Origin of the sequence: Klebsiella pneumoniae complex sp. WS1778 (genome assembly GCF_049472055.1) — a bacterium.
GTDB classification, from domain to species: Bacteria; Pseudomonadota; Gammaproteobacteria; order Enterobacterales; family Enterobacteriaceae; genus Klebsiella; species Klebsiella quasipneumoniae.
The window spans coordinates 378,299-403,107 of the sequence record NZ_JBKGTJ010000001.1 but is presented as its reverse complement, the minus strand read 5'-3'; the positions used below and the strand labels follow the sequence as shown (position 1 = coordinate 403,107).

At 60.4% G+C, this 24,809-nt stretch carries 22 protein-coding genes and 2 pseudogenes; 15 read left to right on the top strand and 9 right to left on the bottom strand.

Annotated features, from left to right (window positions below):
- Window positions 1-50: 50 nt before the first annotated feature.
- Window positions 51-974 (top strand): LysR family transcriptional regulator, encoded by a 924-nt coding sequence (locus ACLEXF_RS02075; RefSeq protein ID WP_109882683.1) that lies wholly within the window; start codon window positions 51-53, stop codon window positions 972-974.
- 21 nt (window positions 975-995) lie between these two features.
- Here ACLEXF_RS02075 and ACLEXF_RS02070 read toward each other — a convergent pair whose 3' ends face one another.
- Entirely contained in the window at window positions 996-1,901 is a 906-nt protein-coding gene (locus tag ACLEXF_RS02070; protein WP_407259829.1) for a LysR family transcriptional regulator, read from the bottom strand.
- Between the two features lie 138 nt (window positions 1,902-2,039).
- Here ACLEXF_RS02070 and ACLEXF_RS02065 point away from each other — a divergent pair, with 138 nt between their 5' ends.
- Together ACLEXF_RS02065 and ACLEXF_RS02060 are read left to right on the top strand one after the other, a co-directional pair.
- Window positions 2,040-2,969 (top strand): aromatic alcohol reductase, encoded by a 930-nt coding sequence (locus ACLEXF_RS02065; RefSeq protein WP_065877758.1) that lies wholly within the window; start codon window positions 2,040-2,042, stop codon window positions 2,967-2,969.
- A 25-nt stretch (window positions 2,970-2,994) separates the two neighbouring features.
- Window positions 2,995-3,201 (top strand): DUF1471 domain-containing protein, encoded by a 207-nt coding sequence (locus tag ACLEXF_RS02060; protein ID WP_048294621.1) that lies wholly within the window; start codon window positions 2,995-2,997, stop codon window positions 3,199-3,201.
- Window positions 3,202-3,251: 50 nt separating this feature from the next.
- Here ACLEXF_RS02060 and ACLEXF_RS02055 read toward each other — a convergent pair whose 3' ends face one another.
- Window positions 3,252-4,130: an AraC family transcriptional regulator gene (locus tag ACLEXF_RS02055; protein WP_064794797.1), complete on the bottom strand. Its 879-nt coding sequence runs from the start codon at window positions 4,128-4,130 to the stop codon at window positions 3,252-3,254.
- A 158-nt stretch (window positions 4,131-4,288) separates the two neighbouring features.
- Here ACLEXF_RS02055 and ACLEXF_RS02050 point away from each other — a divergent pair, with 158 nt between their 5' ends.
- On the top strand, window positions 4,289-5,044 hold the full coding sequence (locus ACLEXF_RS02050; RefSeq protein WP_407259830.1) for an SDR family NAD(P)-dependent oxidoreductase: 756 nt from the start codon (window positions 4,289-4,291) through the stop codon (window positions 5,042-5,044).
- Between the two features lie 4 nt (window positions 5,045-5,048).
- On the opposite strand, the gene ACLEXF_RS02045 is transcribed toward ACLEXF_RS02050, so the two are convergent.
- Window positions 5,049-5,642 carry a TetR/AcrR family transcriptional regulator gene (locus ACLEXF_RS02045; RefSeq protein WP_004203957.1) on the bottom strand — a complete coding sequence of 198 codons (594 nt, stop codon included), beginning with the start codon at window positions 5,640-5,642 and terminating at the stop codon, window positions 5,049-5,051.
- 73 nt (window positions 5,643-5,715) lie between these two features.
- Here ACLEXF_RS02045 and bdcA point away from each other — a divergent pair, with 73 nt between their 5' ends.
- Window positions 5,716-6,429 (top strand): SDR family oxidoreductase, encoded by a 714-nt coding sequence (gene bdcA / locus ACLEXF_RS02040; RefSeq protein WP_004203956.1) that lies wholly within the window; start codon window positions 5,716-5,718, stop codon window positions 6,427-6,429.
- A 490-nt stretch (window positions 6,430-6,919) separates the two neighbouring features.
- The gene (locus ACLEXF_RS02035; protein ID WP_023318068.1) at window positions 6,920-7,486 is read left to right on the top strand and encodes a DJ-1/PfpI family protein; all 567 of its coding nucleotides are present in this window, start codon (window positions 6,920-6,922) and stop codon (window positions 7,484-7,486) included.
- A gap of 141 nt (window positions 7,487-7,627) precedes the next feature.
- On the opposite strand, the pseudogene ACLEXF_RS02030 reads toward ACLEXF_RS02035, so the two are convergent.
- Window positions 7,628-8,251: pseudogene (locus ACLEXF_RS02030) on the bottom strand (SDR family NAD(P)-dependent oxidoreductase); the annotation flags it as partial.
- Between ACLEXF_RS02030 and ACLEXF_RS02025 the strand changes: the two are divergent.
- Window positions 8,249-8,426 (top strand): annotated as a pseudogene (locus tag ACLEXF_RS02025) (LysR family transcriptional regulator); the annotation flags it as partial. The pseudogenes ACLEXF_RS02030 and ACLEXF_RS02025 overlap by 3 nt on opposite strands.
- A 302-nt stretch (window positions 8,427-8,728) precedes the next feature.
- Window positions 8,729-8,917, top strand: coding sequence for a hypothetical protein (locus ACLEXF_RS02020; RefSeq protein WP_004183775.1), 189 nt, complete (start codon window positions 8,729-8,731; stop codon window positions 8,915-8,917).
- Between the two features lie 71 nt (window positions 8,918-8,988).
- On the opposite strand, the gene ACLEXF_RS02015 is transcribed toward ACLEXF_RS02020, so the two are convergent.
- From ACLEXF_RS02015 to opgC, 5 genes are read right to left on the bottom strand one after another with little or no spacing between them, the layout of a single operon-like run.
- Window positions 8,989-9,432, bottom strand: coding sequence for an ATP-binding protein (locus tag ACLEXF_RS02015; RefSeq protein WP_074194085.1), 444 nt, complete (start codon window positions 9,430-9,432; stop codon window positions 8,989-8,991).
- A gap of 19 nt (window positions 9,433-9,451) precedes the next feature.
- Window positions 9,452-9,790 carry an STAS domain-containing protein gene (locus ACLEXF_RS02010; RefSeq protein ID WP_004183770.1) on the bottom strand — a complete coding sequence of 113 codons (339 nt, stop codon included), beginning with the start codon at window positions 9,788-9,790 and terminating at the stop codon, window positions 9,452-9,454.
- Window positions 9,780-10,994, bottom strand: a complete 1,215-nt coding sequence (locus ACLEXF_RS02005; protein WP_004183769.1) for a PP2C family protein-serine/threonine phosphatase — start codon at window positions 10,992-10,994, stop codon at window positions 9,780-9,782. The genes ACLEXF_RS02010 and ACLEXF_RS02005 overlap by 11 nt, the downstream gene beginning before the upstream one ends.
- Before the next feature lie 8 nt (window positions 10,995-11,002).
- Complete coding sequence (locus ACLEXF_RS02000) at window positions 11,003-11,902, bottom strand: hypothetical protein (RefSeq protein ID WP_004203934.1); 900 nt, start codon at window positions 11,900-11,902, stop codon at window positions 11,003-11,005.
- 10 nt (window positions 11,903-11,912) lie between these two features.
- Window positions 11,913-13,130: an OpgC domain-containing protein gene (gene opgC / locus ACLEXF_RS01995; protein ID WP_115385066.1), complete on the bottom strand. Its 1,218-nt coding sequence runs from the start codon at window positions 13,128-13,130 to the stop codon at window positions 11,913-11,915.
- Window positions 13,131-13,406: 276 nt separating this feature from the next.
- Here opgC and ACLEXF_RS01990 point away from each other — a divergent pair, with 276 nt between their 5' ends.
- Genes ACLEXF_RS01990 through ACLEXF_RS01960 form a run of 7 tightly spaced genes read left to right on the top strand, consistent with a single transcriptional unit; the run spans window position 13,407 to window position 24,790 of the window.
- The gene (locus ACLEXF_RS01990) at window positions 13,407-15,224 is read left to right on the top strand and encodes a glycosyltransferase family 2 protein (RefSeq protein WP_019704221.1); all 1,818 of its coding nucleotides are present in this window, start codon (window positions 13,407-13,409) and stop codon (window positions 15,222-15,224) included.
- A complete protein-coding gene (locus tag ACLEXF_RS01985; protein WP_136073504.1) occupies window positions 15,221-16,552 on the top strand; it encodes a DUF3131 domain-containing protein in 1,332 nt (443 codons plus the stop codon). The genes ACLEXF_RS01990 and ACLEXF_RS01985 overlap by 4 nt, the downstream gene beginning before the upstream one ends.
- Window positions 16,549-18,096: a DUF3131 domain-containing protein gene (locus tag ACLEXF_RS01980; RefSeq protein ID WP_004203929.1), complete on the top strand. Its 1,548-nt coding sequence runs from the start codon at window positions 16,549-16,551 to the stop codon at window positions 18,094-18,096. The genes ACLEXF_RS01985 and ACLEXF_RS01980 overlap by 4 nt, the downstream gene beginning before the upstream one ends.
- On the top strand, window positions 18,081-19,475 hold the full coding sequence (locus ACLEXF_RS01975) for a DUF3131 domain-containing protein (protein ID WP_049092475.1): 1,395 nt from the start codon (window positions 18,081-18,083) through the stop codon (window positions 19,473-19,475). Before ACLEXF_RS01980 ends, ACLEXF_RS01975 begins: the two co-directional genes overlap by 16 nt.
- Window positions 19,472-19,906, top strand: a complete 435-nt coding sequence (locus tag ACLEXF_RS01970) for a globin (RefSeq protein WP_004179506.1) — start codon at window positions 19,472-19,474, stop codon at window positions 19,904-19,906. The genes ACLEXF_RS01975 and ACLEXF_RS01970 overlap by 4 nt, the downstream gene beginning before the upstream one ends.
- 2 nt (window positions 19,907-19,908) lie before the next feature.
- Window positions 19,909-22,602: a hybrid sensor histidine kinase/response regulator gene (locus ACLEXF_RS01965; protein ID WP_407259831.1), complete on the top strand. Its 2,694-nt coding sequence runs from the start codon at window positions 19,909-19,911 to the stop codon at window positions 22,600-22,602.
- Window positions 22,592-24,790, top strand: a complete 2,199-nt coding sequence (locus ACLEXF_RS01960) for a glycoside hydrolase family 2 protein (protein ID WP_407259832.1) — start codon at window positions 22,592-22,594, stop codon at window positions 24,788-24,790. Before ACLEXF_RS01965 ends, ACLEXF_RS01960 begins: the two co-directional genes overlap by 11 nt.
- The last annotated feature ends 19 nt before the right edge of the window (window positions 24,791-24,809 follow it).

The window sequence follows — 24,809 nt, the reverse complement described above, 5'->3', positions numbered from 1 at the left end:
TGATATTCACTATGCTGCCGGGATAACCCACATTCAAATTGATTATCATAATGAAGAAAATCATTGAAAATGATTTTAGTCGTATCGATCTGAATCTGTTGACGGTCTTGATGGTGCTGTACCGCGAAGCCAGCGTCACCCGCACCGCAGAGGCGCTGCATCTTGGCCAGCCGGCCATCAGCGGGGCGCTGAAACGGCTGCGCGAGATGTTTGACGATCCACTGTTCGTGCGCAGCGCCAGAGGCATGCTGCCGACGCCGCGGGCGCAAGCGCTGATGACCGAGCTGCAGCCGCTGATGGAACACCTGCATTCGGCAATGTTTGGCGCCGGGGAGTTTTCCCCCGCCAGCGCCCAGCAGCTTTTCCGCGTCGGCCTCAGCGACTGGAGCGAACACTGGCTGATGCCCCAGCTGTTACCCGGACTGATGCAGGAGGCGCCCGGAGTGTCGCTCCAGACACTAGCCGCCGACCCCTTCCAGGTACGCCAGCTGTTGGAGGAGGATCGCATTGATGTCGCGGTATCCCTCAACAAACAGAGCCGCGGGGAGATCGTCAGTGAACCGGTGATGACCATGGGGGTGACCACTCTCTGGTCGCCGCAGCAGATCCCCTGCCGCGGGCCGTTGTCGGTGGGCGATTTCGTCGCCTGGGAACATGTGATGGTGGCCTATCGCGAAACCGGCCACGGGGAAATAGACCGCCAGCTCGCCAGTCAGGGACTCGCGCGGCGCGTGCGCTTTGCCACGCAGAATTTCTCCACCTTTCCCCTGCTGCTGACCACCCTGCCGCTCTTCGCCACCGTCCCCCAGGGTCTGGCGCAGCGCTGGCAGGCGCAGTATGCCCTGCGCACGGACGCCCCGCCGGTGGCCTACCCGGAATTTACCCTGTGTATACTGCGTCACAAACGCCGGGCGCAGGATCCGGCGCTGAACTGGCTGATAACGAGGATAAAACAGGCCATGCGCGGACCATAGCGGGAGCGAATACCACCGACATCAGGCCTCGCTGAGCGGGGGTTGCAGAACACGTCTGCTCCAGTCATAAAATGCGCGTACCGCCGGCGGCAGATAGCGGTTTTGCGGATAGACCAGCGACAGGGGAAGATCAGAAGCGGCCTGCTCCAGACAGGCGACCAGCGCGCCGCTCTGCAGATAAGGTTGCGCCAGATAGCTGGCGACGCGGATCAGGCCCAGTCCCTGAACGCCGGCCTGGATATAGGCATCGGTATCGTCGACCACCAGCGTCTCCTGCATGCGGATCGCGCAATCGCCGTCATCGAGGGAGAAAAGCCAGTCGATGGTCCGCCCGGTACGGTGGTTCAGGTAGCCCACCGCCCGGTGCTGGTGCAGATCGTCGATGCTCTGCGGCCGGCCGTGGGCCGCGAGCCAGGCCGGCGAGGCGAGGACCATCCAGCGGTAGCGGGCCAGAGGACGCGCCACCAGGGTGGTGGAATCTTCGATTTGTCCGCTACGGATCACGCAGTCGAATCCCTCCTGGATAATATCTTCCACGTTGTCGCTTGAGCAGAGGATCATCTCCAGGTCAGGATACTGCTGCAGAAACTCGCCGATCCTTGGCAATACGCAGTGCCGGGCAAGAGATTGCGGCATCCCCACCTTGAACCGCCCGACGGGCTGGGCCGAGCGGCCGGGAAAGGAGGCTTCCATCGCCGCCATCTCGGCCAGCAGCCGTTTACACTCCGCGTAATACCGGCGTCCCTCGGCCGTCACGCTGAGCTTGCGGGTGGTGCGCTGAAGAAGCTGCGCCCCCAGCCAGGCCTCCAGCTCCTTCACTACCCGCGACACCGTTGAGCGCGGCTGCCCCAGCACCTCCGCCGCCCGGGCGAAGCTGTGGGCATCCACAACCGCAACATACAACTGCATGGCATCCAGTCTGTCCATTTCGTTCTCCACTGGCGGTTATTATCCCATTAAGACGAACAGTCTAATCCGAAATCCTGTTCTTATCGAATGATGCCCACCCCCCTACACTGAGCCTGTAGCCAGTCAATACAAGGCTTAACTGAGTAAGGAGTTAAAATGAAATCTGATAATCTTAACCACGAGGAAAAGGTATTGGTGCTGGGAGCGGGACAACTGGGCGCCGCCGTACTGGATGCGCTGGTACCTGCGGTGATCCAGCGCCAGGGCGCGGTCTCGGTTATCGTCTCGCCGGCGGCCTGGGATGAAGCCGGCCAGCTGCGGTCGGCAAACCACCGGGCGCTGGCCGACGCCGGGGCCACCTTTCTCGCCGTCGACATTGCCGGTAGCGACATGGAGACGCTGGCTGGTCAGTTTAGCGGATTCACCACCGTGATTAACTGCATGGGGTTTGTCGCCGGTCCGGGGACGCAGCTAAAAATTACCCGCGCGGTGCTGGCCGCCGGAGTGCCCCGCTATTTTCCCTGGCAGTTTGGCGTCAATTACGATGTGGTCGGCAAAGGCAGCGGCCAGCCGGTGTGGGACGAGCAGTATGATGTCCGGACCCTGCTGCGCGCGCAGCAGGCCACGGAGTGGGTCATTGTCTCCACCGGCATGTTTACCAGCTTTCTCTTCGAGCCAGACTTCGATGTGGTGAATTTATCCACCCGAACCCTTCACGCCCTTGGCGGCTGGGACACCCAGGTGACCGTCACCTCGCCGGCGGATATCGGCCGCCTGACCACCGCGATTTATCTGCATCAGCCGCGGATCGTCAACGAGGTGGTGTTTGTTGCCGGCGAAACGACCTCTTATCGCCAGCTGGCGGAAACCGTGGAGCGCGTGACGCAGCAGACGTTCAGCAAAGCCGTTCACACCCTGCCCGCCCTGCTGGACCAGCTGCGGACGGACCCGGATAACGCCATGCTGCGCTATCGCGCTGCCTTCGCCCGGGGGGATGGCGTGTGGTGGCCGATGGGCGACACCTGGAATGCCCGCCACGCGCTACCGACCCAGGACATTGCCGGCTGGCTGCAGGCCGCGCGCTGATTTTCTCTCACAGGACAGAATGACGATGAACAAGTTGCTTCCACTGATCGTATTGAGTTGTCTGCTGCCGCTGGCGGTCAACGCCAGAACCATCACCGTCACCGGCGATACCCTGGACAACGCGGAGAGCAAAATTCGCCAGCAGGCCGCCCGCGAGGGCGCAACCGCCTATCGGATCATTGAGGCGCGAATGGGCAACAAAGTGCATATTACGGCGACACTCGACAACTGAACCACCGCTACCCGGCTCAGGGAGGAGCCGCCGCCATCCCGCGCGCCAGGTCAGGCGCTCATTTTTTCCCGTCGGCGATCGCGGCCCGGCGGCGCACCGTACAGGCGAGCGTATTCCCGGGTGAACTGCGACACGCTGATATAGCCCACCTCGCCGGCCGCCTGGGCAATGCTCATCCCTTCCGCCAGCATCAGGCGGCGGGCGTGGATCAGGCGCAACTGCTTCTGAAACTGCAGGGGCGACAAGGTGGTCATGGCGCGGAAATGACGGTGAAAGACAGAGACGCTCATGCCGGCGGCGTCGGCCAGCGCGTCGACGCTGACTGGCTGCATAAAATCCCGGCGCAGCATCGCCACCGCCCGGCGGATCCGCGCCGAATGGCTGTCTACAGCGCCCAGCGCCCGGATGGCTGGCCCGTGAACACTCTGCAACAGCCAGTAATGCAGCTCCCGCCGCAGCCCTTCGCCTAACACCGCCAGCGCCCCCGGTTGATCAAACAGCCTTGCCAGCCGATAAGCGGCGTCCGTCACGTCAGCATTCATCGGTTCGATACCGACGCGGGGCGCCTCATCCGGACCAGATGGGCCGGCCTCCTGCAGCTCGCGCAGGATAGCCAGGTCCAGCTCCAGCACCAGCGCGTAATAGGGAAAGCGCTGACTGGCCTCGGTGATCTGGCTGGTGGTGGGGACATCGGCGGCGATCACCATCGCCTCCCCCGGACCGTAGTCAAAGCTTGCCAGGCCGGTGGTCACGCTTTTGCGCCCCTGCAGCAGCATAGCCACCAACGGCCTGGCGATGGCCGCCTGCAGATCGCCGGGGTGCAGGGCCCGCACCAGGGTGATGCCGGGAACCGGGGTGACCGACACCCCGCTGCTATCGACATGAGCATCGGCATACCGGCGGCAGAGAGCGAAGAGTTCGTCGCGCATAAGATCCTTTCAGGCAAGTTTTAAAGCCTGAGTATGCGCTATTTCCCGCCAGAGGGGAGTGTATGGAGAGGAATGGGCAAAAAATAACAAGGATTGGGCAACCCGGTCTGGTAGGCCCCCCCTATTGTAAGGACTCCACATACCAGAGAGGATCGAACATGACTAAGATTGCACTTATCACCGGCGCCAACCGCGGCCTTGGCCGTCAGACCGCACTGGATATCGCCCGCCAGGGCGGGGACGTCATCGTCACCTACCGCGGCAATATTGAACAGGCGGAAGCGGTGGTGGCCGACATTCACGCTCTCGGCCGCAAGGCCATCGCCCTGCCGCTGGATATGGCGCAGACCACCCGCTTTCCGGCCTTCGCCGACAGCCTGAGCGCTGCGCTGGCCAGCGTCTGGGGACGGAACACCTTCGATCATCTGATCAATAACGCGGGACACGGCGAATTTGCCCCGCTGGCCGAAACGCGCGAGGCCCAGTTCGACGGGCTGTTTAACGTCCACGTCAAGGGGGTGTTTTTCCTCGTTCAAACCCTGCTACCGCTGCTGGCTGACGGTGGACGGATCGTTAACTTCTCTTCCGGACTGACTCGCGTCTCATATCCTGGCTTCTCCGCCTACGCTGTGGCCAAAGCGGCCGTGGAGATGCTGAGCGTGTACATGGCCCGCGAGCTGGGCGGGCGCGGCATCACCGTCAATACCATCGCCCCCGGGGCTATCGCCACCGATTTTGGCGGCGGGCTGGTGCGGGACGACGCGGGGGTTAACGCGCAGTTTGCCGCGATGACGGCGCTGGGACGGGTGGGCGTTCCCGAGGATATTGGGCCGATGATCGCCAGCCTGCTGCGTGACGATAACCGCTGGGTAACCGCCCAGCGGATCGAAGTCTCGGGCGGACAGACTATCTGACCACTCAGGCCGGCAGGATACGCTCCAGCGCCACGCCTGCCAGCCGCACGGTCTCCAGAAGACGCGGGAGGCTATCCCCCTCCCGCGCTTTCGCCGACAGACCAAGCATCAGCGTATCCATATAGTCAGTCACCCGCAGCGCATCCTGCGGGTGATGGCGGGCGATATACTGCTGGATTTTGGCCCTCGCCGCAGCATGCCATTCGCCTGCCGCCACCCGAGCGTCGGCATCCTGACAATGTCCCCCCTCCAGCACCAGGCAGCCGGCGGCGGCCGGATCGGCTACATAGCGTCGAGCCGCCTCCTGCAGCACGGCGATGAGCGACGCCGCCACCGGCTGGTCGTCCTGCAACAGCGTCTCTATGGGGATGGCCCCGGTCTGGCTGTAGCGCTGCAGGACGCGGGTATACAGGCCGAGCTTGCTGCCGAAAGCGGCATAAAAGCTTGGGGGGTTAATGCCGAAAGCCTGGGTCAGATCGGCCACGCTCACCGCGTCGTAGCCTCGCGCGTGAAAGAGGCGCTGAGCCGTTTCAATAGCCTGTTCCGCATTGAACTGACGGGGGCGCCCCGGGGTACGCCCTTGTTTTGTAGTGGTCACTATATTAATCCTTGACAGCCTGTTTTGCCGCAGCATATTGTAATCATCACTACAATATCATGAGGTGCGGGATATGACAGCGTTTCACAACAAATCAGTGCTGGTTTTAGGTGGAAGTCGGGGAATTGGCGCGGCGATCGTCAGGCGCTTTGTCGCCGACGGCGCGTCGGTCAGGTTCAGCTATTCCGGTTCGCCGGAGGCGGCCGAGCGGCTGGCGGCGGAGACCGGCAGCACGGCGGTGCAGGCGGACAGCGCCGATCGCGATGCGGTGATAAGCCTGGTCCGAGACAGCGGCCCGCTGGACGTGTTAGTGGTCAATGCCGGGATCGCCATTTTTGGCGATGCCCTGGAGCAGGACAGCGATGCCATCGATCGCCTGTTCCGCATCAATATTCATGCCCCCTACCATGCCTCCGTGGAAGCAGCGCGCCGGATGCCGGAAGGCGGGCGCATTATTGTCATCGGTTCGGTCAATGGCGATCGCATGCCGGTGCCGGGAATGGCGGCCTATGCGCTCAGCAAGTCAGCCCTGCAGGGGCTGGCGCGCGGTCTGGCACGGGATTTTGGCCCGCGCGGCATCACGGTCAACGTCGTCCAGCCCGGCCCAATTGATACCGACGCCAACCCGGAGAACGGCCCGATGAAAGAGCTGATGCACAGCTTTATGGCCATTAAGCGCCATGGCCGACCGGAAGAGGTGGCGGGCATGGTAGCCTGGCTGGCCGGTCCGGAGGCGTCGTTTGTCACAGGCGCCATGCACACCATCGACGGAGCGTTTGGCGCCTGATGATCCGCGGCGGCGGCGCGCGCGCTGCCACGCCGCTGTCCTGACGTCATGGCCACTGGATTCATCAGGCCAGGCTGTCGATCGCCATAAAATACGATCTTCGGTGAGGATCAGTCTCGCCTCGGGGGACTGGTGCGCTTTGCGGATCCGTCCCCAGCGCCAGACTTAGATAACAAACCTCTCGCGCCACCGCGCCGCCGGGTGCCTCAAGGATCAGAATTAAAACCCCTTTTCCACGCCATCCCACAGCTGCTGCGGCACGATATTGCCGCGGCGCTCGCCGTTTTTCCTGCAGCGTGGTTTGCCCCTGAACAGGACGCTTTTCTGTGGTAACAGACATCAGCATTGGCGAAAAAGTTGCCGTTACCAAAAAAACATGAACCCGGTTACAAGATGCGCACGCCACCGTCTTCAGTATCCTGAGGAGGTCGCATTCTGCGGATCGCCAGGCTATATCTATGACACCTTTCTCCCACAACGAGTAAAAATAATGAGCAAGAAGATCCTGATGCTGGTCGGCGATTACGCCGAAGATTACGAAACGATGGTCCCTTTTCAGGCTCTGCAGATGATTGGCCACCAGGTTGATGCGGTCTGTCCGGATAAAGCCACCGGCGACTATGTGATGACGGCGATCCATGATTTTGACGGAGCCCAAACCTACAGCGAAAAGCCGGGGCACCGCTTCACCCTGAACGCCGATTTTGCCGCGGTGAAGGCCGAGGATTACGACGCGCTAGTGATCCCCGGCGGCCGGGCGCCGGAGTATCTGCGTCTGAACGAGCAGGTGATTGAACTGGTACAGGCGTTCGACGCCGCGCGTAAACCTATCGCCGCCGTCTGCCATGGACCACAGCTGCTGGCCGCCGCCGGTATTCTGCAGGGGCGGACCTGCAGCGCCTATCCGGCCTGCGCCCCGGAGGTGCGTCTGAGCGGCGGGCATTATGCCGATATCGGTATCGATCAGGCGCATGTTGACGGCAATCTGGTCACTGCTCCCGCCTGGCCGGCCCACCCGCAGTGGCTGGCGAAATTCGCCGCCCTGCTGGCGGAGTAACGCATTTTCTCTGACCAGACAAATAGACTATCGCCGCGCAGGTGCTCTCTTGCTTACCGGCCGGCGGTTTTCGAGCGGCCGTTTCCGCTACAGTCAAACCTGACCAGCTCAGCGATACGCTGGCCGGGTTATCTCCTCGGCTTAGATGCGCATTCCCCCGGAAACTTCAATGCGCTGAGCATTAACCCAGCGATGATCATCGGATAACAGCGAGGCGATCATCGGCCCGATATCTTCTGGCACCCCCGGTCGGCCAAGCGCCGTCATGTTCGCCACCGCCTGAGCGACCTGCGGGTTATCCCGCACCACCCCGCCGCTGAAATCCGTGGCGATGGCGCCCGGCGCTACGCAGTTCACCGTGATCCCGCGGCCGCCCAGCTCAAACGCCATATAACGGGTCAGGGTTTCCACCGCAGATTTCATGATCGCATAGGGCGCCCGGTTCGCCATCACGATACGGGTCAGTCCGGACGAGATATTCACAATTCGCCCGCCATCCGCCAGCAGCGGCAATAATTTTTGGCTGAGGAAAAAAACCCCCTTCACATGGATGCGATAAAGCGCATCGAACTCCGCTTCGGTAGCATTCAGAAACCCCATGCCGCTGGCATTGCCGGCATTATTAACCAGGTAATGAAACCGATCGGCCCCCAGCGCCGTCAGCGCCTCCTGAAAGGCGCTGACAAACCCGTCAAAGGTGTCGGTTTCGCCGGCGCTGAAGGGCAGCGCGATCGCCCGCGAGCCCTGAGCTTTAACCCGCGCGATCTGGCATCCGGTGTGTTAACGGAGGTGCTGGCTGATTTTCGCCCTGCCCCCTGCCGCTCTCCCTGCTCTATCCCAGCAGCCGGCAGCTCTCTGCCCGGGTACAGGTATTTATCGACTGGGTGACGGCGCTGATGAAGGCCCCCTGGCGCAGCAGGCATCCGCAAGGCTAAAATAATGTTTGCTATTATTTGCGGCTCGTGCGTTAATCGTTAAGTCGATTTACCAGACGAAAAGTTATTATCTAAGTACGTGTTCTCATCTCCAGGCGTTATCCCTGATACCACCTTCCTTTGAGCAGTCCCGTTAGTATTTTGCTTTTTCTGTAAACAGGCCCTGTCAGCCCCCTGTTGGCTCGTTAAACAAGCCCTCCGACTGACCCAATACCCGGCTTACTCCTAACAAAAATCAGCCGCGTTAATTTCCCTGAAAACGACCATTGTCTTTTCAACAGAACATTACCCATACAAGGTTTACATTATGATTGAACATATCCATTTTAGATGCCCATGCTGCCATGGCTCCCAGTACAGAACGTCCCAGTTTGACGTGACGGAAAAAAATCCCTTTGGTGCGAAATGCATTTTCTGCAAATCGGCCATGATGACGTTAGATACTCTTCGCCCTTATCACCTGGGCGCGCTGTCCACCGCTCAGGCACAGCCATAAGACGGATGAAGACGGTGAACGCGGGCGGGAAAATTCCCCCGGGGATTCACCTGGGGGCAAGCTCTGTTCCTTCACCTGACGCGATCGTCGGTGGAATGGCGAAGAACGGCATCCGGCAACGCTTTTATCAGGGTCGTCACATTCTCCCCGGCGCGGGTTTCCACATTAAAATAGTCCACCGCGCGCAGAATAAGCCGCAAACCTCTGCCGCTTTCCGCTAACGGATCGACATCGAAGCGCTCATCGCCACGCGCCAGCGCCAGGCGCTCGGCCGGAAAGACCTCTCCCGCATCAATAAAGCGCAGCGTCACCCGGTCTTCCGTTGCGATAAATTCGACACGAAAAACACGTTGCCGATCCTCATGCAACGCATAGCGAATGATATTGGTGGCCGTCTCACAGACGGCAAGATCGAGCGCGAAGCGCCACTCCTCCCCGACGGACAGCGGCGCCATTTGTTGAGCCAGCCACGCCGCCAGCGGTGATAGCGAGCTGAGTTGGGCAGGAAAATTCATGACGTTATTCACGGGCGCGTCACGGATTGAACTGCGCAAGGGCTGAAGTGCGATCCTCGCAAATACGAAAAATACGATCCATCCTGGTCAGGGTAAACATATTGCGAATGCCGGGGTTCAGCGCGCACAGTGTCATTTCTCCTTTACCGTTCATCATTTTCATCAGGGAAACCAGCGTTCCCAAACCGCTGCTGTCGATAAAATCGATTTTACTGAAATCAACAATCAGATCGGTGCTATCTTCGCCTATCTCCTGGGCGATTGCCGCCTTAAAGGCTACCGCGACGGAAGCATCCAGCCGACGCACCGCCGGCGTCAGGATCGTCACCGAGGCCTGCCGTTCAGTTTCAATTTTCATCACTGTCCCCTGTACGTTCAATAATCAAGAGTGAAACATCATCGGCCATCGCCTGGGTCTCCTGCGCGTCGCCGCTGCGCCAGCGGATCAGGTGCCGGGCAAAACGCGGCAGCAGCGCGGGCAGCGGCTGCGTCACGCTGTCCTGCAGCCACGCTTGCAAGCGCGCCTCGCCAAACTGTTCACCGCTCCGGTTTTCACATTCGGTGATACCGTCGCTGAACAGGCACAGCCGCTCTCCCGGCGCCAGCGAAAAACTGACATCTGCCCACGAGAGATGGTCTATCAACCCCACCGGCGCCCCGCCGCTGCCGACCGGGCGGACGGTAGCGTCCGGGCTAACGATAAAAGGCGTGGGATGCCCGGCCTGACAGAGTTTGCCCGCACCGGTCTGCAGGTCGATCACGCCATAGATCAACGTGAAATAGCTGACGATCTCTGTTTCGTCACTGCAAAAACGACCATTGAGGATCGCCACTACCTCGGCCGGCGACGCCGGCTGGTTGTCTGCCGTAAAAAGAAAGCGCTCAACGGCCCTGCCATGCAAAAACTGGCGGGCGACGGCGAGCGACATCATCGCCGCCCCCACGCCGTGTCCGGAGACATCCACGCAGTAAAATCCGAGACGATCGCCCAGCGGGAAGACGTTAAAAATATCCCCCGACACCCAGGCCGAGGGCAGGAAAATCCAGTCGGAGAAAAATCCCTGATGGCGCAGCTGATGAGCCGGGAGAACCGACTGTTGAATGCGCGCCGCCAGCTCCAGATCCTGTTCAATCTGTCGCAGCGCTTCGCTCAGCCGCGCATTGCGCGCGGCGAGGTCAGCCTCGAGGGAGAGGATCCGCGCCCCGGCGTGCAGCCGCGCCCGCAGCTCGCTCTGCTCTACCGGTTTGCTGAGAAAATCATCGGCCCCGGCCTCAAACCCCTGCGTTAAATCGCCAGGGTCTTCGCGGGCGGTGAGCAATATCAGATAAACATAGCGACCAAACTGGCGACGGCGAATTTCCCGGCATAGCGTCAGGCCATTCATCTCCGGCATCTCCCAGTCGCTTATCACCAGGCTGACAGGCTGGTTTTCGAGGATCGCCAGCGCGTCGACGCCGTTTTCCGCCTCACTGACGATATAGCCCCACTGCGTCAACATCCGGCTTAGCAGCCGACGATAAACCAGCGAATCTTCAACAATCAGGACGTGCTGTGCCGACATCGCGCCTCCTAAATCGGCAAGAACCAGATAAGGCTGATCGTGCCTTCACGAAACTTGCCGCTGCCGCTGTCATGCCCCGGGTAGCGGGTACCGGCATAGTTGGCATACTGCACAGAGAACGATCCCGGCGTATAGCCCGCGTAGCCAAAACTGTAACTATAATCGCCATTCCACGGCTGCTGCTGACTACTGTCCGGATACCAGAACGCGGTGGCGCGCACAAAAAAATGCTGTTTAAAGGTATATCCACACCCCCCAAGCAGCACATTTTTGTTTTTGCGGATATCGTTACTCTCCAGATCGTAATAACGCGGCACCCAGCTGTAGCCTGCCTGGCAGATAATGGCGTCGCCTTTGTTAATCAACAGCGCATGCTCCATGGGCTTCGGCAGCGAAAATTTATACGCCAGGGTAATCGCCCCCTGCTCAAAATAGGTGTGACGCTTGCTGCCCGAGGTCCAGAAGTGGTTATCGCCATAGTTACTGTAAACCAGGCTGAAGGTGTTGGCATGCCAGTCGTCGTAGCCAAAACTATAGCGAAAATCGGCGGTATAGCGGCTGGTGTCAGTCACCGGTAAACGGGATGTCACGTTGGCGAACCAGAAGCTGTAGGGCGAGTATTGCAGGCTAAGATTCAGAGTCTGATTATATTTTTTCTTCTGTTCTGCGCTGTCTGAGCTGTTGGGGACGGTCATCCACTGCTCTTTTAAACCCGAACTAAAGCTCAGCGCTCCCGAAAACACCTTGTCATTCCCGGAAAAAAGCCGTCCCCAGCGGCTGGTAAACACGCCGGCCTGCACCGGTTCACCATTTTTATCACGCAGCGGTTGTGCGTCGTTCTTCTCTGCGCCTTCCGCACCTGCGATGGCGCACCATAGCGCGCAGGCCAGCATATATTTCTCCCGCATTTGCCCTTCCTTAGTTAGGTATCCAGCGTGCGGCGACGCGGTATTTGGCCATCAGCCACAGAACGCCCAGCGCAGCGGCATGGATCAAGGTGTTCACTATCCACGCCTGGCGCCACAGATCGAAGGTGACCAGCTGGCTTACGGCGAGCACGATGTAAACATGCAAAATAAAGGTGTAGAGCGAACGCTGCCCGAGCGGGATCAGGAACCAGCCTGCCAGCCGGTTAAGGGGGCGCCAGCACCAGGTCAATAGCAGATAAATGGTGACCATCAGACTGATATCATTGAGGATCCGTACCGGACCGAGGCCGTTTTTCGCCGCCCAGGTATGGTAAAAGGCGTTAAAATCCGCCGGCGGGATTACGTGCATCAGCAGCGCGGGCGGCATAAAAGGATTGGTATGGTTCTGGGCGACAAACGCAAGGATAAGCGCGATGAACACCAGCGCCGCCACGGCAACTTTGCCGGGCGGCGTGCGGGCGAAAGAGATCAGTTCCGCTTTGTACCAGCCGCAGCACATGCCCAGCACAAAGATAAATTGCCAGGCCAGCAGGGGAAAGGCGAATTCAAATTCGCAGGGCGTGACCCGTACCGGCCAGCGTTGCCAGCAGCCGTAGATCAGCAGCGAGGCGCCCAGTAATGGGTAGACGTGACCCTTTTGCAACATTCCCAGAAACAGCGGGCTGAGCAATAACAAAAAAATATAGAGTCCGAGGATCTGCGTCTGATGCGGGCCAATCTGCAGATAAAGGATAATGTTAAACCACGTCTCTTTTATTTGCGGGGTGAGCGGATAGAGCGACCAACTGGTCCCGGAAAAGCGGTCGGTAAAATGAGTGACTTCATAGACATTAATATAAGGCAAATATCTCAGCAAAAGAAAAGAGACAATAATAATAATATTAACCTGATATATTTTCCATGCGCGAAGATAAAGCCCCCAGCTCACCGTCAGTAATACTGCCTTTTGTAATCTGACACGATTTAGCATCCCTAACATGAAGCCGGACAGGATCACAAAGCCCTCGGCACCGGTGGTCAAACCAAATCGTTCCCAGCTGAAAATATTAAATATCGACATCACTTCGGTATGCGCCACCACCATCATCACAAGAGCAATACCGCGCATAAAGTCGATACGCAGGTCGCGATCCCCGGTCAGAGAGTAACGCCAGGGCATTGATTTATGAGTTTCTTTTTGCGAAATCGCTGAAGCAACCTGGCTCATTAGGGATCCTGCCGTCTACCCTGCAACATTTATTACAAATTATTTAGATAGTGTAGAATGGGCTATCTTGCAATGCTCGTTTTATAAATTCCGCCGGCGTGCATCACACTATGTTAAGTCATCCCGGTGACTATCAGTTCGCGCTGTTGAAATTTTTGCGCCACCATCTACACTCACTTTACTGTTATTTATAAGCCCCTGTGCGTTTTGCAGAACGCCCCCAATCGATAACAGACCTGTCATTCAAACCCAGCGCGGAATCAGGATATCCTTGCTATGGATTTTTATTTTTCCCGTTTTGAACATCGCCGACCGCCTGAACCGCTCAGCACCCCGCGCTGGGTGAGAATGATTTGGCAGGTATTAGCTGTGGCCGCCCTGGTGCTTGGCGCTAATTATATTTACTGGCGCTGGACCGCGTCCTTAAACACGGACGCCCTGTGGTATGCGATCCCTCTGGTGCTGGCGGAAACCCTGGCGTGGATTGGCACAGTTCTGTTCACCATTAATTTATGGCAGGAAAAAGATCCTCCGCCAGGGGTCCCCCCGACGGAGATCAACGACTGTCTGCGCGCGGATGAAGCGGTGGAGTCGAGGCCGATTAAAGTCGATCTGTTTATCGCCACCTATTCCGAAGACGTGGAGCTGGTCAGGCTGTCGATCCGTGACGCCATGCAGATGACCTATCCTGGTCCGCTCGATTATAAAGTGCATGTCCTTGACGACGGGCGTCGCCCGGAGATGAAGGCGGTCTGCGAGCAGGAGGGGGCGAACTATATCACCCGTCAGAGCAATATCGGCTACAAGGCCGGTAACCTGCGCAACGGGCTGGAACATACCGATGGCGACTTTCTCATCATCTGTGATGCCGATACCCGCGTTTTCCCGACCCTGCTGAGCCACACGCTCGGCTATTTTCGCGATCCGGACGTCGCCTGGGTGCAGACCCCACAATGGTTTTTCGATCTCCCGGAAGGAGAGGATCTGGCGAGCTGGCTGCGGCGTAAAGCAGGCGGTGCAGGCTATGGCGTGGGCTGGCTGGCGCAGAAAATCGTCGGTCCGGTGACTATTGGTCGCGATCCTTTTTTCAACGATCCGCGCATGTTTTACGACGTGATTTTACGGCGCCGCAACTGGGCTAACGCCGCGTTCTGCTGTGGCGCCGCCTCCGTTCACCGACGGGAAGCGGTGATGCAGGCGGCGCTGCGCAGCTACGTCTGGAGCGTTGACGCCGAAATCGCGCGTCATACGCGGGATATTCGCGACCCGGCAACGCGGGAAGCGCTGCAGGACGCCATGCGCCCCCACGTTGCCTTCGATACTGAACTGACGCCCTATAAGTTCCACGTCTCGGAAGATATTTACACCTCCATCCTGCTGCACGGCGACGCTGCCCGCCGCTGGCGCTCGGTAATGCACCCGCGGATCGAGTCGAAAATGCTCTCTCCGCAGGATATGCTGACGTGGATGATCCAGCGCTTTAAGTACGCCGCCGGATCGCTGGATATCCTGTTCCATGACAACATCTTCAACCGACGCCGCTTTAAACTCTCGCTGCCGCAAACGCTGATGTACGCGACCACCTTCTGGTCGTATCTGGCCTGCGTGTGGAACACCGTGTTCCTGATCTCGCCTGTTATCTATCTCTTCACCGGCATTCCGCCGGTGTCGGCGTGGTCTACCCCTTTCTATCTGCACTTTTTACCCTTTTTTATTGTCTCCGAACTGGCCTTTATGTTCGGCACCTGGGGCATTTCTGCCTGGGACGGCCGGGCCTCTTACCTCTCCTTTTTCTCGATGAATCTGCGGGCGCTGGACACCGTTTTGCGCGGGGAGCAGATCAAATTTCACGTTACGCCGAAAGAGCGACAGACGGGCCGTTTTCTCTATCTCGTCAAGCCGCAAATTGCCATCGTTTTGCTCACCCTGACGGGGCTGATATGGGGCGGTATTCAGGTGGCGCGCGGTCAGGTTGACGACCCCTCCGGGTACGTCATCAACATTTTCTGGGGCGCGGTGAATATTGCCGCCATGCTGCCACTGATCTTCGCCGCCATGTGGACGCCCCCCGAAGAGCAGGAGGCGAGCCGATGAGGATCCGCGACGCCCTGCTATCCGCGCGCAGCTATCTCACTATCCTCATTGGCTTCCTGCTGGGTTTTGCGATTGTCGTGTGGGTGGAAAAACAAATGCCCGCGCGCGTCGAGAGCAGCGGCGGGATGACGTTGAGCCAGGATTTTCCGCCGCTCCCTCCCCCGCGCGAGCTGACCTTTGACGAGGCGATCTGGGCGCGGGTGGCCTGGCAGTATTATGTCAACAATACCCAGCCAAACGGCCTGGCCAACGCGCACGATGGCGACCCCTGGCTCAGCCTGTGGAGCGTCGGCAGCTATCTTTTCGCCGTGGTCGCCGCAGAGCAGCTGCATATTGTGACCGCCGCCGAAGGTGATGAGCGCATTGCCGCCGCCCTGTTTACCCTCGGTCAACTGCCCCTCAACGCCCAGGGATTGCCCGCCGCTCAGTACCATGCCGACACGCTGCAGATCCTCGGCAACCCGGACTCCTCCGCCATCGGTATGGGACGCCTGCTCACCGCCCTGCAAACCCTGCTCTGGCGCTATCCTCAGCACGCCGCCGCGGTGCGGGATCTGTTTAATCAGTGGCGGGTCGGCGCGCTCATCAGCAACAGCCCCGCCAGCCAGGCCGCGGCGCCGCTGCACCACTGGGCGCTGGCGGCGGATGAACCGCGGGACAGCTTTGGCTACCGGCTGTACGCCAGCCATACGCTGCGGTTGATCGACAGCGCGGCGGGGCTGGCGGTGACCAACCCGCCGCAGGGGCAGCAGATGATCGATATCGACGGCATCATGGTGCCCGATGAGGGGCTGCGCACGCCCTGGGGTCGGCAGCCTTCGCTGATCAGCCTGCCGTACCTGCTCACCGGACTTGAGCTGGGCTTTGACGCGCAGAGTGCGGAGATCGCCTGGCGCATCATGCAAATCCAGCAGCGCCGTCATAGCCTGAGGGTCAGCAAGCCGCCGATCAGCACTGACTACGCCGAGCCCGCGCCGGATTATGCCAGCGCGCTGGCGGACCGGCAGCCGCAGAGCGCCTTCGCCCCACGCAGCGCCGCCCCGGAGCAAACGGCGATCACCTCCACCCGCACCGCCTTTGCCTGGTACGCCCTGTTCCGTAATAGCTGGAGCGAGGCGCTGCGCCAGCAGGTGCAGACGCTGCAGGTCCCGGGCAAGGGCTGGCAGCGAGGGTTAAATCTCAACCGCAGCGTCAACGACGTTATTGACGGCGATACCAACGCGATCGTGCTGGAAAGCCTGGCCTACATTTCCCGGGGGCAGATGCTGTGTCTGGCCTGCCTGAGCCCTGCCCCTCTATCCTCGTCCTCAGCAGGAGCAACGCCATGAAGCTGACCTATTTTTCCCGTTTTCCCCTGCTGGCCGGACTCATGGCGCTGTGGCTCTCGCTCTCCGGCGCGCAGGCCGCGACCGGTCTGCCGGCTGCGGAATACGCCCCGCGCAGCGGGGAGCTGACGCCGAGGGAGATGACTATCGCCAGAAACGCCTGGCAATACTTCGTCGCCAACTTTCAGCCCACCACCGGGCTGGTGAATGCGGTAAACAAATACCCCTCCACCACCATGTGGGACAGCGCCTCCTATCTGGCCGCGATGACCGCAGCCCGTGAGTTGGGGATTATTGATAAGGCGGAGTTTGACCGTCGGATGCTGAAGTTTCTCGCCACGTTGAATAAGCTCGATTTATTCCGTAACGAACTACCCAACAAAGCCTATAACACGATAAGCGGACAAAAGGTTAACTACCAGAACAAGCCGGGTGAAATCGGCTTTTCGGCGCTGGATATCGGCAGAATGCTGATCTGGCTGAAGGTGATCAAGGAGCGCTATCCGGAATACAGCAACAGCATCGATAATGTGGTGCTGGGGTGGGATTTTAGCCATGTGGTCGATCCCTGCGGCACGCTGTACGGGGCGTATCTGGAAAACGGCCAGCCCAAATACGTTCAGGAAGGCCGTCTGGGATACGAGGAGTACGGCGCGGCAGGCTTTCAGCTGTGGGGATTTAACACCTGTCAGGCCAGCCGGCCGCAGCCCTACGAGCTGGCGGAGATTTACTGCGTGCTGGTCCCCTATGATTCGCGCGACCCACGGCAAACCAGCCAGCATAACTATGTGGTCAGTGAATCCTACGTGCTGTATGGCATGGAGTTTGGCTTTGATAACCCTGGTGACCGGAACAACAGCCCGCGCGAGTACTCCCATCCCTGGATGAAAAACTTCGCTGACCGGGTCTACCAGGCCCAGGAGAATCGCTACGCCATCACCGGGATCCTCACCGCCCGCTCCGAGCATCAGCTCGATAAATCCCCGTACTTTGTCTATGACACCGTGTTCAGCGACGGGTTTAACTGGAACACCATAACCGACAAAGGCCAGTTCGTACCGAATAGCGCCGCCGTGTCGCTCAAAGCGGCGATGGGGATGTGGGTGCTGTGGAACTCGCCCTATACCGATCGTCTGCTGGACGCCATTGAAAACGCGAACGAAGCGGGAAAAGGCTATTACGAGGGGTTGTATGAGAACGGCGACGGGCCAATCAATGAGTTTACCGCCAACAACAACGGCATCATGCTGGAAGCACTGCTATTTAAAAAGGAGGGAAAACTGCTGCAGTTTTCCAGCGACAATCCGAAAAACCGCGATTTCGCCCCGTCGCTGTGGGACAAGAAGCTGGTGGATCTCTTTGAACCCAATAACGGCCCGCGCAATCGCCCGTTCCTGAGCAACACCCCCGCCGTCAAAACATGGTGCGAGCAGACCGGGACCACGCAGCGCACCAAACCCGCCTGCCAGGCCTGCCAGTGTGCCGCCTGCAAGGCTGACGAGCCCGTTAAACTTCCGCCGGTGACCGCGCAATGCTTAAAACCATAGCCCGCTGGCTGGCCATCGCCGTCGTCCTTTTTCTTATCGCCCTGGCGCTGTTTGGTCACGAAGGCGCGGGGTGGCGCTGGCTGACCAAAGGCGGCTGGCACACCACTGCCCGTATCAGCAGCCTGACGCCGCAGGAGCGCACGTGGGCGCAGATCGCCTGGCGGTACGTCGAGAACAATACCCAGCCGCAAACCGGCCTGGTCAACGGCAGCGACAAACAGCCCCGCGCAACGCTATGGCAGATGGGCGACACCCTTATCGCCCTGCTCGCCGCCAGAGAGCTGGGGTTGGTAAAGGAAGCGGAATTCGACGCCCGCCTGACGCCCCTGCTCGGCACCCTCAATCGCCTGACGCTGACCGACGGCGGTTCGCCGGGCAGGCTATACTCCACTCAGACGGCGACCCCTGTCGACTTCAGCGGCAAACCGGCGGCCAGCGGCTGGTCAGCAAAAGATATGGCCCGACTGATGCTCGCCCTGCGGCTCACCGCCGAACGCGCGCCGCAGTATGGTGAATACATTGATAAAATTGTCCTGCGCTGGAACTTCTGTCCGGTTATCGATAAAGACGGGGAGCTGTGGTCCGCCTCACTGCAGAACGGTCAGCGGACGATCCGCGAGGAGCTCCGGCTGGGAGACAGTGAATACGCCGCCAGCGCGTTTCGCCTGTGGGGATTTCCGGCCGGCAAGGCCCTCTCCCCCCCGGCGCGCCATGTGATTATTTATCAGCGCCGCCTCGCCGTTGACGACCGCGACCCGCGAACCACCTGGCAACCCGTGGTGCTCTCTACACTGCCCGCCATGCTGCCTGGACTGGAGTTCGGCTGGCGGCCGCCCGGCGTGCCGGAGATGGCGCAAAAAGCCATGCGCGAGCGGGCGGAAGGGATATGGCTCAGCCAGAAAACGCGCTGGACGCAGGATAAGGTGCTTACCGCCCGGGCCGATTTTTCGCTTACCCAGGCGCCCTGGCACGTGGAAGACACCGTCTGGGGGAATGGCTACGCCTGGAATACGCTCGGGGACGACGGGAAGTACTACCCCCGGCTGGCGCAGGTGACCACCAAAGCGGTCTTTGTCCTGTGGACGCTGTGGGAAACCGAGTATACCGATGCGCTGATGGCGGTCACTACCCATCTTAACGACCCGCAGCGCGGCTGGTTTGAAGGACGGGTCGAGGCCACCGGCGACGTCAATGCCACCCTCACCCTCTCCACCAACGCCATGGTGCTGGAGGCGCTGTTTTACAAACACAACGCCGGGCCGTTGTTCAAAAACGGCCTCGCGGATGACAACAGCTACTTTGCCCACCGCGCGACGGACGAATTTAACCCGCCCCGCCGCTGCCTGCCGGGCGAACGGGTCATGAGGAGCGCACCATGAAGTTTTATCGCGATCTCTTTGAAGCCAGCCTGAATCGCGTCGTACCAGAGCACGACAAACAGCGCTTCTTCCAGGCCTTCTACAGCACCTTTATCCATATGTCACCGGAAACCGAGCAACACTTCTCCCAACGCTCCGGTGAGGAAGGCCAGCAGATGATCTTTAAGAGCTTTTTCGCCATGCTGGCGGTCAACGGCGACCTCTTTGTACCCGATTTTCTGGAACGGCTGGCGCGAGCGCAGAGCGAGGAAGGCCTGCGTCTACCGCCGCGGTTTTTTGCCCTCTGGCGGGAAGCGATGCTCAAAACCGTCCGCGCCTGCGATCCGCTGTGCGATGAGGAGATCCTCACCGCATGGGCAATGGCCATCGCCCCTGGGCTCGAGTATCTGCGCCGCCAGGCGGAGCTGCACTATCAAACTGTTGGCCAGTAATCATGCATGCCGCTAACCGTAACGACCTTAACCTCCTGCCCTCGGCGGTGATGATCTACGATGAGCGCGAACGACTGCAGGCCTGGAATGATAAGGTGGCGCTGTTTTATCCAACGATCGCGCCCTGGCTCGCCGTCGGCGCCTCTCTTGAGAGCCTGGCGGAGAAGTTTATCGATGCCGGATATAACATCGACCCAGGCCGGCAACAGACGCTGCGCGAGGCGATTATCCGCAACTGCCGCCAGACGAACCACTGCGAGGTCCGCCAGTCGGGCAACCGCCGGATTTACGTTCAGCATCAGCGGCTGGCGGATGGCGGGATTGTCAGCCTGCATACCGACATCACCGAGCTTGACGAGGCCCGGCGTTCGCGTCATCAACTGCATGATGACTTTTTATTCACCGCGGAGTCGATCCAGATCGGCATCTGGGACTGGCAGGTCTCCGGCGACAGCCTGCAGGTGAATGACACCCTGCTGGCGATGGTCGGCCAGTCGCGGGCGCAGTGGCGCTTTCCGCTGCGCTTTATGCTCAACCTGGTCCACGAGGACGATCGCGCCACTCTGCAGCAGGCGATGATCGCCTCGCAAAACGAGCACATGCCGGTTTTTGAATGTGAGCTTCGCGTCCAGCACCCGACGCAGGGCTGGCGCTGGATGCTGCTCTCGGGGCAGATCGTCACCCTCAACATGCAGCAGCAGGCAGAGCGGGTGATCGGCACCTTGCAGGATATTACCCGGCGCAAAGCCGCAGAGCTGCTGGCCATTGAGGCGGCGAAGGAGGCCCGTGAGGCGAACGAAGCGAAAAGCGCTTTCCTCGCCAATATGAGCCACGAAATCCGCACCCCGATGAACGGCATTCTCGGCATGACGCAGCTCTGCCTCGACACGCCGCTGACCGCGGAGCAGCGGGAGTACCTTTCGCTGGTGATGAGCTCAGCCCAGTCGCTGCTGCACATTATCAATGACATTCTTGATTTTTCACGCATTGAGTCGGGCAAGATGCAGGTGGACGTAGAGCCGCTGGAGATCCGCCCTTTTGTTCAGTCGCTGATCCGCCCGCATATGCCTGCCGCCAGCGAAAAGGGCATTGAGCTGCTGGTGGATATCTCCCCTGCGGTGCCTGAGGTGCTGATCGTCGATGGCCCCCGGCTGCGGCAAATCCTGACCAACCTGCTGGGTAATGCCCTGAAGTTCACTCATCAGGGGGAGGTCCTGCTGGCGATAGCGCCGGCCGAGGACGACAACCGCTGGTGCTTTCGCATTCGCGATACCGGCATCGGCATTGCCCCGGAGAAGCAAAAGGCGATCTTCGAGGCCTTCAGCCAGGCCGATAGCTCTACCACCCGTCGCTACGGCGGCACCGGACTGGGGTTAACCATTTCGGCCCGCCTGGTCAGCCTGATGGGCGGTGAGCTGACGGTGGAGAGCCAGCCTGGGGCAGGCAGCGAATTTGCCTTCACCCTGCCGCTGGAAGGCCTGAACGCCGCGGCCTCCGGTAGCGCCCCGCTGAGCCGCTTCAATCACCAGCGGGTGCTGGTGGTTGACGACAACAGCACCAACCTGCGCCTGCTTGACGCCATGCTTCGCCAGATGGGACTGATGCCAACCTGCGTGAACAACGCTGGCGAGGCGCTACGCCGGGCCGCCGAAGGCCCGCCATGGCCGCTGATCCTGCTGGACGCGCAGATGCCGGATATGGACGGCGTATCCCTGGCGCTGGAGCTCTCCGCTTTGCCTGAAGCCCGGCAAAGCCAGATTATTATGCTCAGCTCCATGAGCCGTCATTTTGACGCCAATATGCTTAAGCGCATCGGCATTGCCCACTATCTGCATAAACCGGTGGCACAGCGCGAACTGCATCAGGTTATCGCCGGCATTCTGGTGCCCACGCCGGTGGTGACGACAACGCCTGCCCCCGTTGCGCAACCGGTCAGGGACCAGACCGGGCTAAATATCCTGCTCGCCGAGGACAACCTGGTAAACCAGAAGGTCGCCAGACGGCTGCTGGAGCAGTTGGGTCACCGCTGCGAGGTGGTGAACAACGGTCGGGAAGCGCTGGAGCGCTGGCGCGCAGCCTGCTGGGATCTTCTGCTGATCGATCTGCAAATGCCGGAGATGGACGGTGAAACCGCCATCCGCCTGCTGCGGGAAGAGACCCAGGCGCAGGGCAGACAACATCAGCCCACGATTGCCATGACCGCCCACGCTATGCAGGGCGATAGAGAACGCTGTCTGGCGATGGGTTTTGACGGCTATATCGCCAAGCCGGTGAGCCAGGAGGCGCTACGGGAAGCCATCGCCCGCGTCGGCGCGGCGGAAGATAGCGCGCCGGAGGAAGAGGAAGGCCTGCCGGACGAAGCCCGCCTGCTGAAACAGTGCGCCGACGATCCTGAGCTTGTCGAGGAGTTGCTGGGACTCTTCGCTGCAGGACTTAATGCTGCGGCCGCCGCCCTCAACCACGCCATTGACGCCAATGACCGGGAGACATGGCGCCGCGCCGCCCACAAACTGCGCGGCGAGGCGGCCACCCTAGGTTTTCAACGCCTTGCCAGTGTGCTCCAGCGGCTGGAGAGCCAGGCGGCCTCGCCAGACCAAAGCGTGCCGGGCGACCTGCGCGACGCGCTGACCGAGGCGATCGCGGGCTGCCACATGTGGCTGCGCCGCAGAACGCAGGAGGTTCCCCGTGATCGCTAGACGTCTTCTGCTGCTGGTCATTTGCCTGCCGCTGGCGCACGCCGGTTCTGCGCCGGTGACCTGGTCACTGGCCGGACAATGGCGGGTGCATGACGCCAACGACAGCGCCTTCGCCGGCACGCAGGCTTCGGACGGCGACTGGCGCACGCTGCGGGTACCGGCAAACTGGTACAGCGCCGGATACGATCATCAGGGCGCCCTGTGGTATCGCCATCAATTTACCCTGCATGGCCTGACGCCGGACGCCATGGCTACGCTGGTGTTTGACGGCGTCGATTACTTTGCCGAGGTGGCGCTCAACGGCAAGACGCTGACCCGGCACGAAGGCTATTTTCAGCGCTTCCCGGTAGACATCACCGGGGCCGTTCGCCGCCATAATCAGCTCGCCGTGCGGGTCGACAGCCCCTATGAAGACCCGCAAAAGATCTGGCCACTGCACAAGACGCTGATGAAAGGGATCCTCAATCAGCACGATACCCGTCCGGGCGGCGCCTGGTCGGTTCAGGGGCAGGATGCCAACTCCGGGGGGATCTGGGCGCCGGTGAAGCTCCATCTGAGCCGCGGCGTCACTATCGACGAGGTGATCCTGCGCCCGGACTGGCGACAGGGGCTGGAGAAGCCCATGCTGCGTGCCGAAATCCGCTATCGGGCCGTGACGCCCGGCCCCGTCACGCTGCGCCTGACGGCCACCCCGGACAATTTTTCCGGCCCGCCTTTTCAGCAGGCCTTTGCGGTCACCCTGGAGAATACCGCAGGCACTCTGCGCGTCTCGCTGCCCATGCCCTCGGCAAAGCTCTGGTGGCCGGTGGGCACAGGTAAACCGAACCTGTACCGCGTGCGCGCCACCCTCGTGGATAAGCGGGGGATCATGGATACCGCCGTCACCCGCACCGGATTACGTAAGGTGGAAGCGCTGGCGGATAATCAGGGCTGGCGCATCAATGACAGACGGCTGTTCATCAAGGGCAGCAACTATATTGGCTCGCCGTGGCTGAGCACCATGACGCGGAAAAAGTATCGTCGGGATTTCAGACTGGTCACGGCGATGAACGCCAACGCCATCCGTGTACACGGCCACGTGGCGGGCCGCGCGCTGTATGAGGTGGCCGATGAGATGGGACTCATGATTTGGCAGGATGTCCCGCTGCAGTGGGGTTATGATGATAGCGCCGCCTTCGCCGATAACGCCGTGCGCCAGACCCGGGCGATGATGGACCAGTTCGGCAATTCGCCGGCGATTATTGTCTGGGGCGGTCACAACGAGCCGCCGTGGAACTCGCCGTGGATGGAGAAACGCTTCCCCGACTGGCGTAAAACCTTAAACCAGACCCTGACGCAGCGGGTGGGCGATGCGCTGGCGGAAGACACCTCCCGCATCGTGCATCGCTTTTCCGCTGTCGAAGAGCACTACTGGGCAGGGTGGTATTTCGGCACCCTGCGCGACCTGCTCGCCCCGGCGAAAACCGGGATTATTACCGAGTTTGGCGCCCAGGCGCTGCCCCGCCTCTCCACCCTGAAGACCATTATCCCGGCCCGTCTGCTGTGGCCGAAAACCACCGCCGCCGACGATCCCGGCTGGGTGCGATGGAAGTACCATAATTTTCAGCCTTTCCAGACCTTTAAATTCGCCGGGATTCCGCGAGGCAACAATATTCAGGAGATGATTGAAAACACCCAGGCGTATCAGGCCAGGCTGGTGGCCCTGGCGGCGGAGAGCTATCGTCGCCAGCGTTATCAGCCGGTGACCGCCCTGTTCCAGTTTATGTTTGTCGAGACATGGCCCTCCATCAACTGGGGGGTGGTGGATTATCTGCGCCAGCCAAAGGCGGGTTACTATGCCCTGCAGCGCGCCTATCAGCCGATCCTGCCGTCCATCGAGCCGGTGACCGCCAGCTGGCGTCAGGGTAGCCCGGCGACGGTGCGCCTGTGGGCGATTAACGATACCTGGACGGCCTGCGAGGATTGCCGCCTGACCTGGCAGGTCAGGCAAAATGGTCGGATACTGACCCAGGGGGAAACCACGCGGACCCTGCCGCCCGACGCCGGCCAGATGGTCAGGGAGCTGACCGTCACCCCCGCCGGCCAGCAGCCCGTGACGATCGTCTACCGTATTGACAACCGTCGCGGCAAACGCGTGGGGGCTAACCAACATAGCGAACCCGTCGCCGCGGCTCAGGCAGCGAAATGAAGGAGGCTTCCCGCTGAGC

Coding starts and splice junctions, on each gene's coding strand:
- ACLEXF_RS02010 (WP_004183770.1), bottom strand. CDS start 9,790: ATGAAAATTGAAACTGAACGGCAGGCCTCGGTGACGATCCTGACGCCG.
- ACLEXF_RS02020 (WP_004183775.1), top strand. CDS start 8,729: ATGATTGAACATATCCATTTTAGATGCCCATGCTGCCATGGCTCCCAG.
- ACLEXF_RS01980 (WP_004203929.1), top strand. CDS start 16,549: ATGAAGCTGACCTATTTTTCCCGTTTTCCCCTGCTGGCCGGACTCATG.
- ACLEXF_RS02060 (WP_048294621.1), top strand. CDS start 2,995: ATGAACAAGTTGCTTCCACTGATCGTATTGAGTTGTCTGCTGCCGCTG.
- ACLEXF_RS01970 (WP_004179506.1), top strand. CDS start 19,472: ATGAAGTTTTATCGCGATCTCTTTGAAGCCAGCCTGAATCGCGTCGTA.
- ACLEXF_RS02050 (WP_407259830.1), top strand. CDS start 4,289: ATGACTAAGATTGCACTTATCACCGGCGCCAACCGCGGCCTTGGCCGT.
- ACLEXF_RS02005 (WP_004183769.1), bottom strand. CDS start 10,994: ATGTCGGCACAGCACGTCCTGATTGTTGAAGATTCGCTGGTTTATCGT.
- ACLEXF_RS02035 (WP_023318068.1), top strand. CDS start 6,920: ATGAGCAAGAAGATCCTGATGCTGGTCGGCGATTACGCCGAAGATTAC.
- ACLEXF_RS01965 (WP_407259831.1), top strand. CDS start 19,909: ATGCATGCCGCTAACCGTAACGACCTTAACCTCCTGCCCTCGGCGGTG.
- ACLEXF_RS02000 (WP_004203934.1), bottom strand. CDS start 11,902: ATGCGGGAGAAATATATGCTGGCCTGCGCGCTATGGTGCGCCATCGCA.
- ACLEXF_RS01985 (WP_136073504.1), top strand. CDS start 15,221: ATGAGGATCCGCGACGCCCTGCTATCCGCGCGCAGCTATCTCACTATC.
- ACLEXF_RS02065 (WP_065877758.1), top strand. CDS start 2,040: ATGAAATCTGATAATCTTAACCACGAGGAAAAGGTATTGGTGCTGGGA.
- ACLEXF_RS02055 (WP_064794797.1), bottom strand. CDS start 4,130: ATGCGCGACGAACTCTTCGCTCTCTGCCGCCGGTATGCCGATGCTCAT.
- bdcA (WP_004203956.1), top strand. CDS start 5,716: ATGACAGCGTTTCACAACAAATCAGTGCTGGTTTTAGGTGGAAGTCGG.
- ACLEXF_RS01990 (WP_019704221.1), top strand. CDS start 13,407: ATGGATTTTTATTTTTCCCGTTTTGAACATCGCCGACCGCCTGAACCG.
- ACLEXF_RS02075 (WP_109882683.1), top strand. CDS start 51: ATGAAGAAAATCATTGAAAATGATTTTAGTCGTATCGATCTGAATCTG.
- ACLEXF_RS01975 (WP_049092475.1), top strand. CDS start 18,081: ATGCTTAAAACCATAGCCCGCTGGCTGGCCATCGCCGTCGTCCTTTTT.
- ACLEXF_RS02070 (WP_407259829.1), bottom strand. CDS start 1,901: ATGGACAGACTGGATGCCATGCAGTTGTATGTTGCGGTTGTGGATGCC.
- opgC (WP_115385066.1), bottom strand. CDS start 13,130: ATGAGCCAGGTTGCTTCAGCGATTTCGCAAAAAGAAACTCATAAATCA.
- ACLEXF_RS02015 (WP_074194085.1), bottom strand. CDS start 9,432: ATGAATTTTCCTGCCCAACTCAGCTCGCTATCACCGCTGGCGGCGTGG.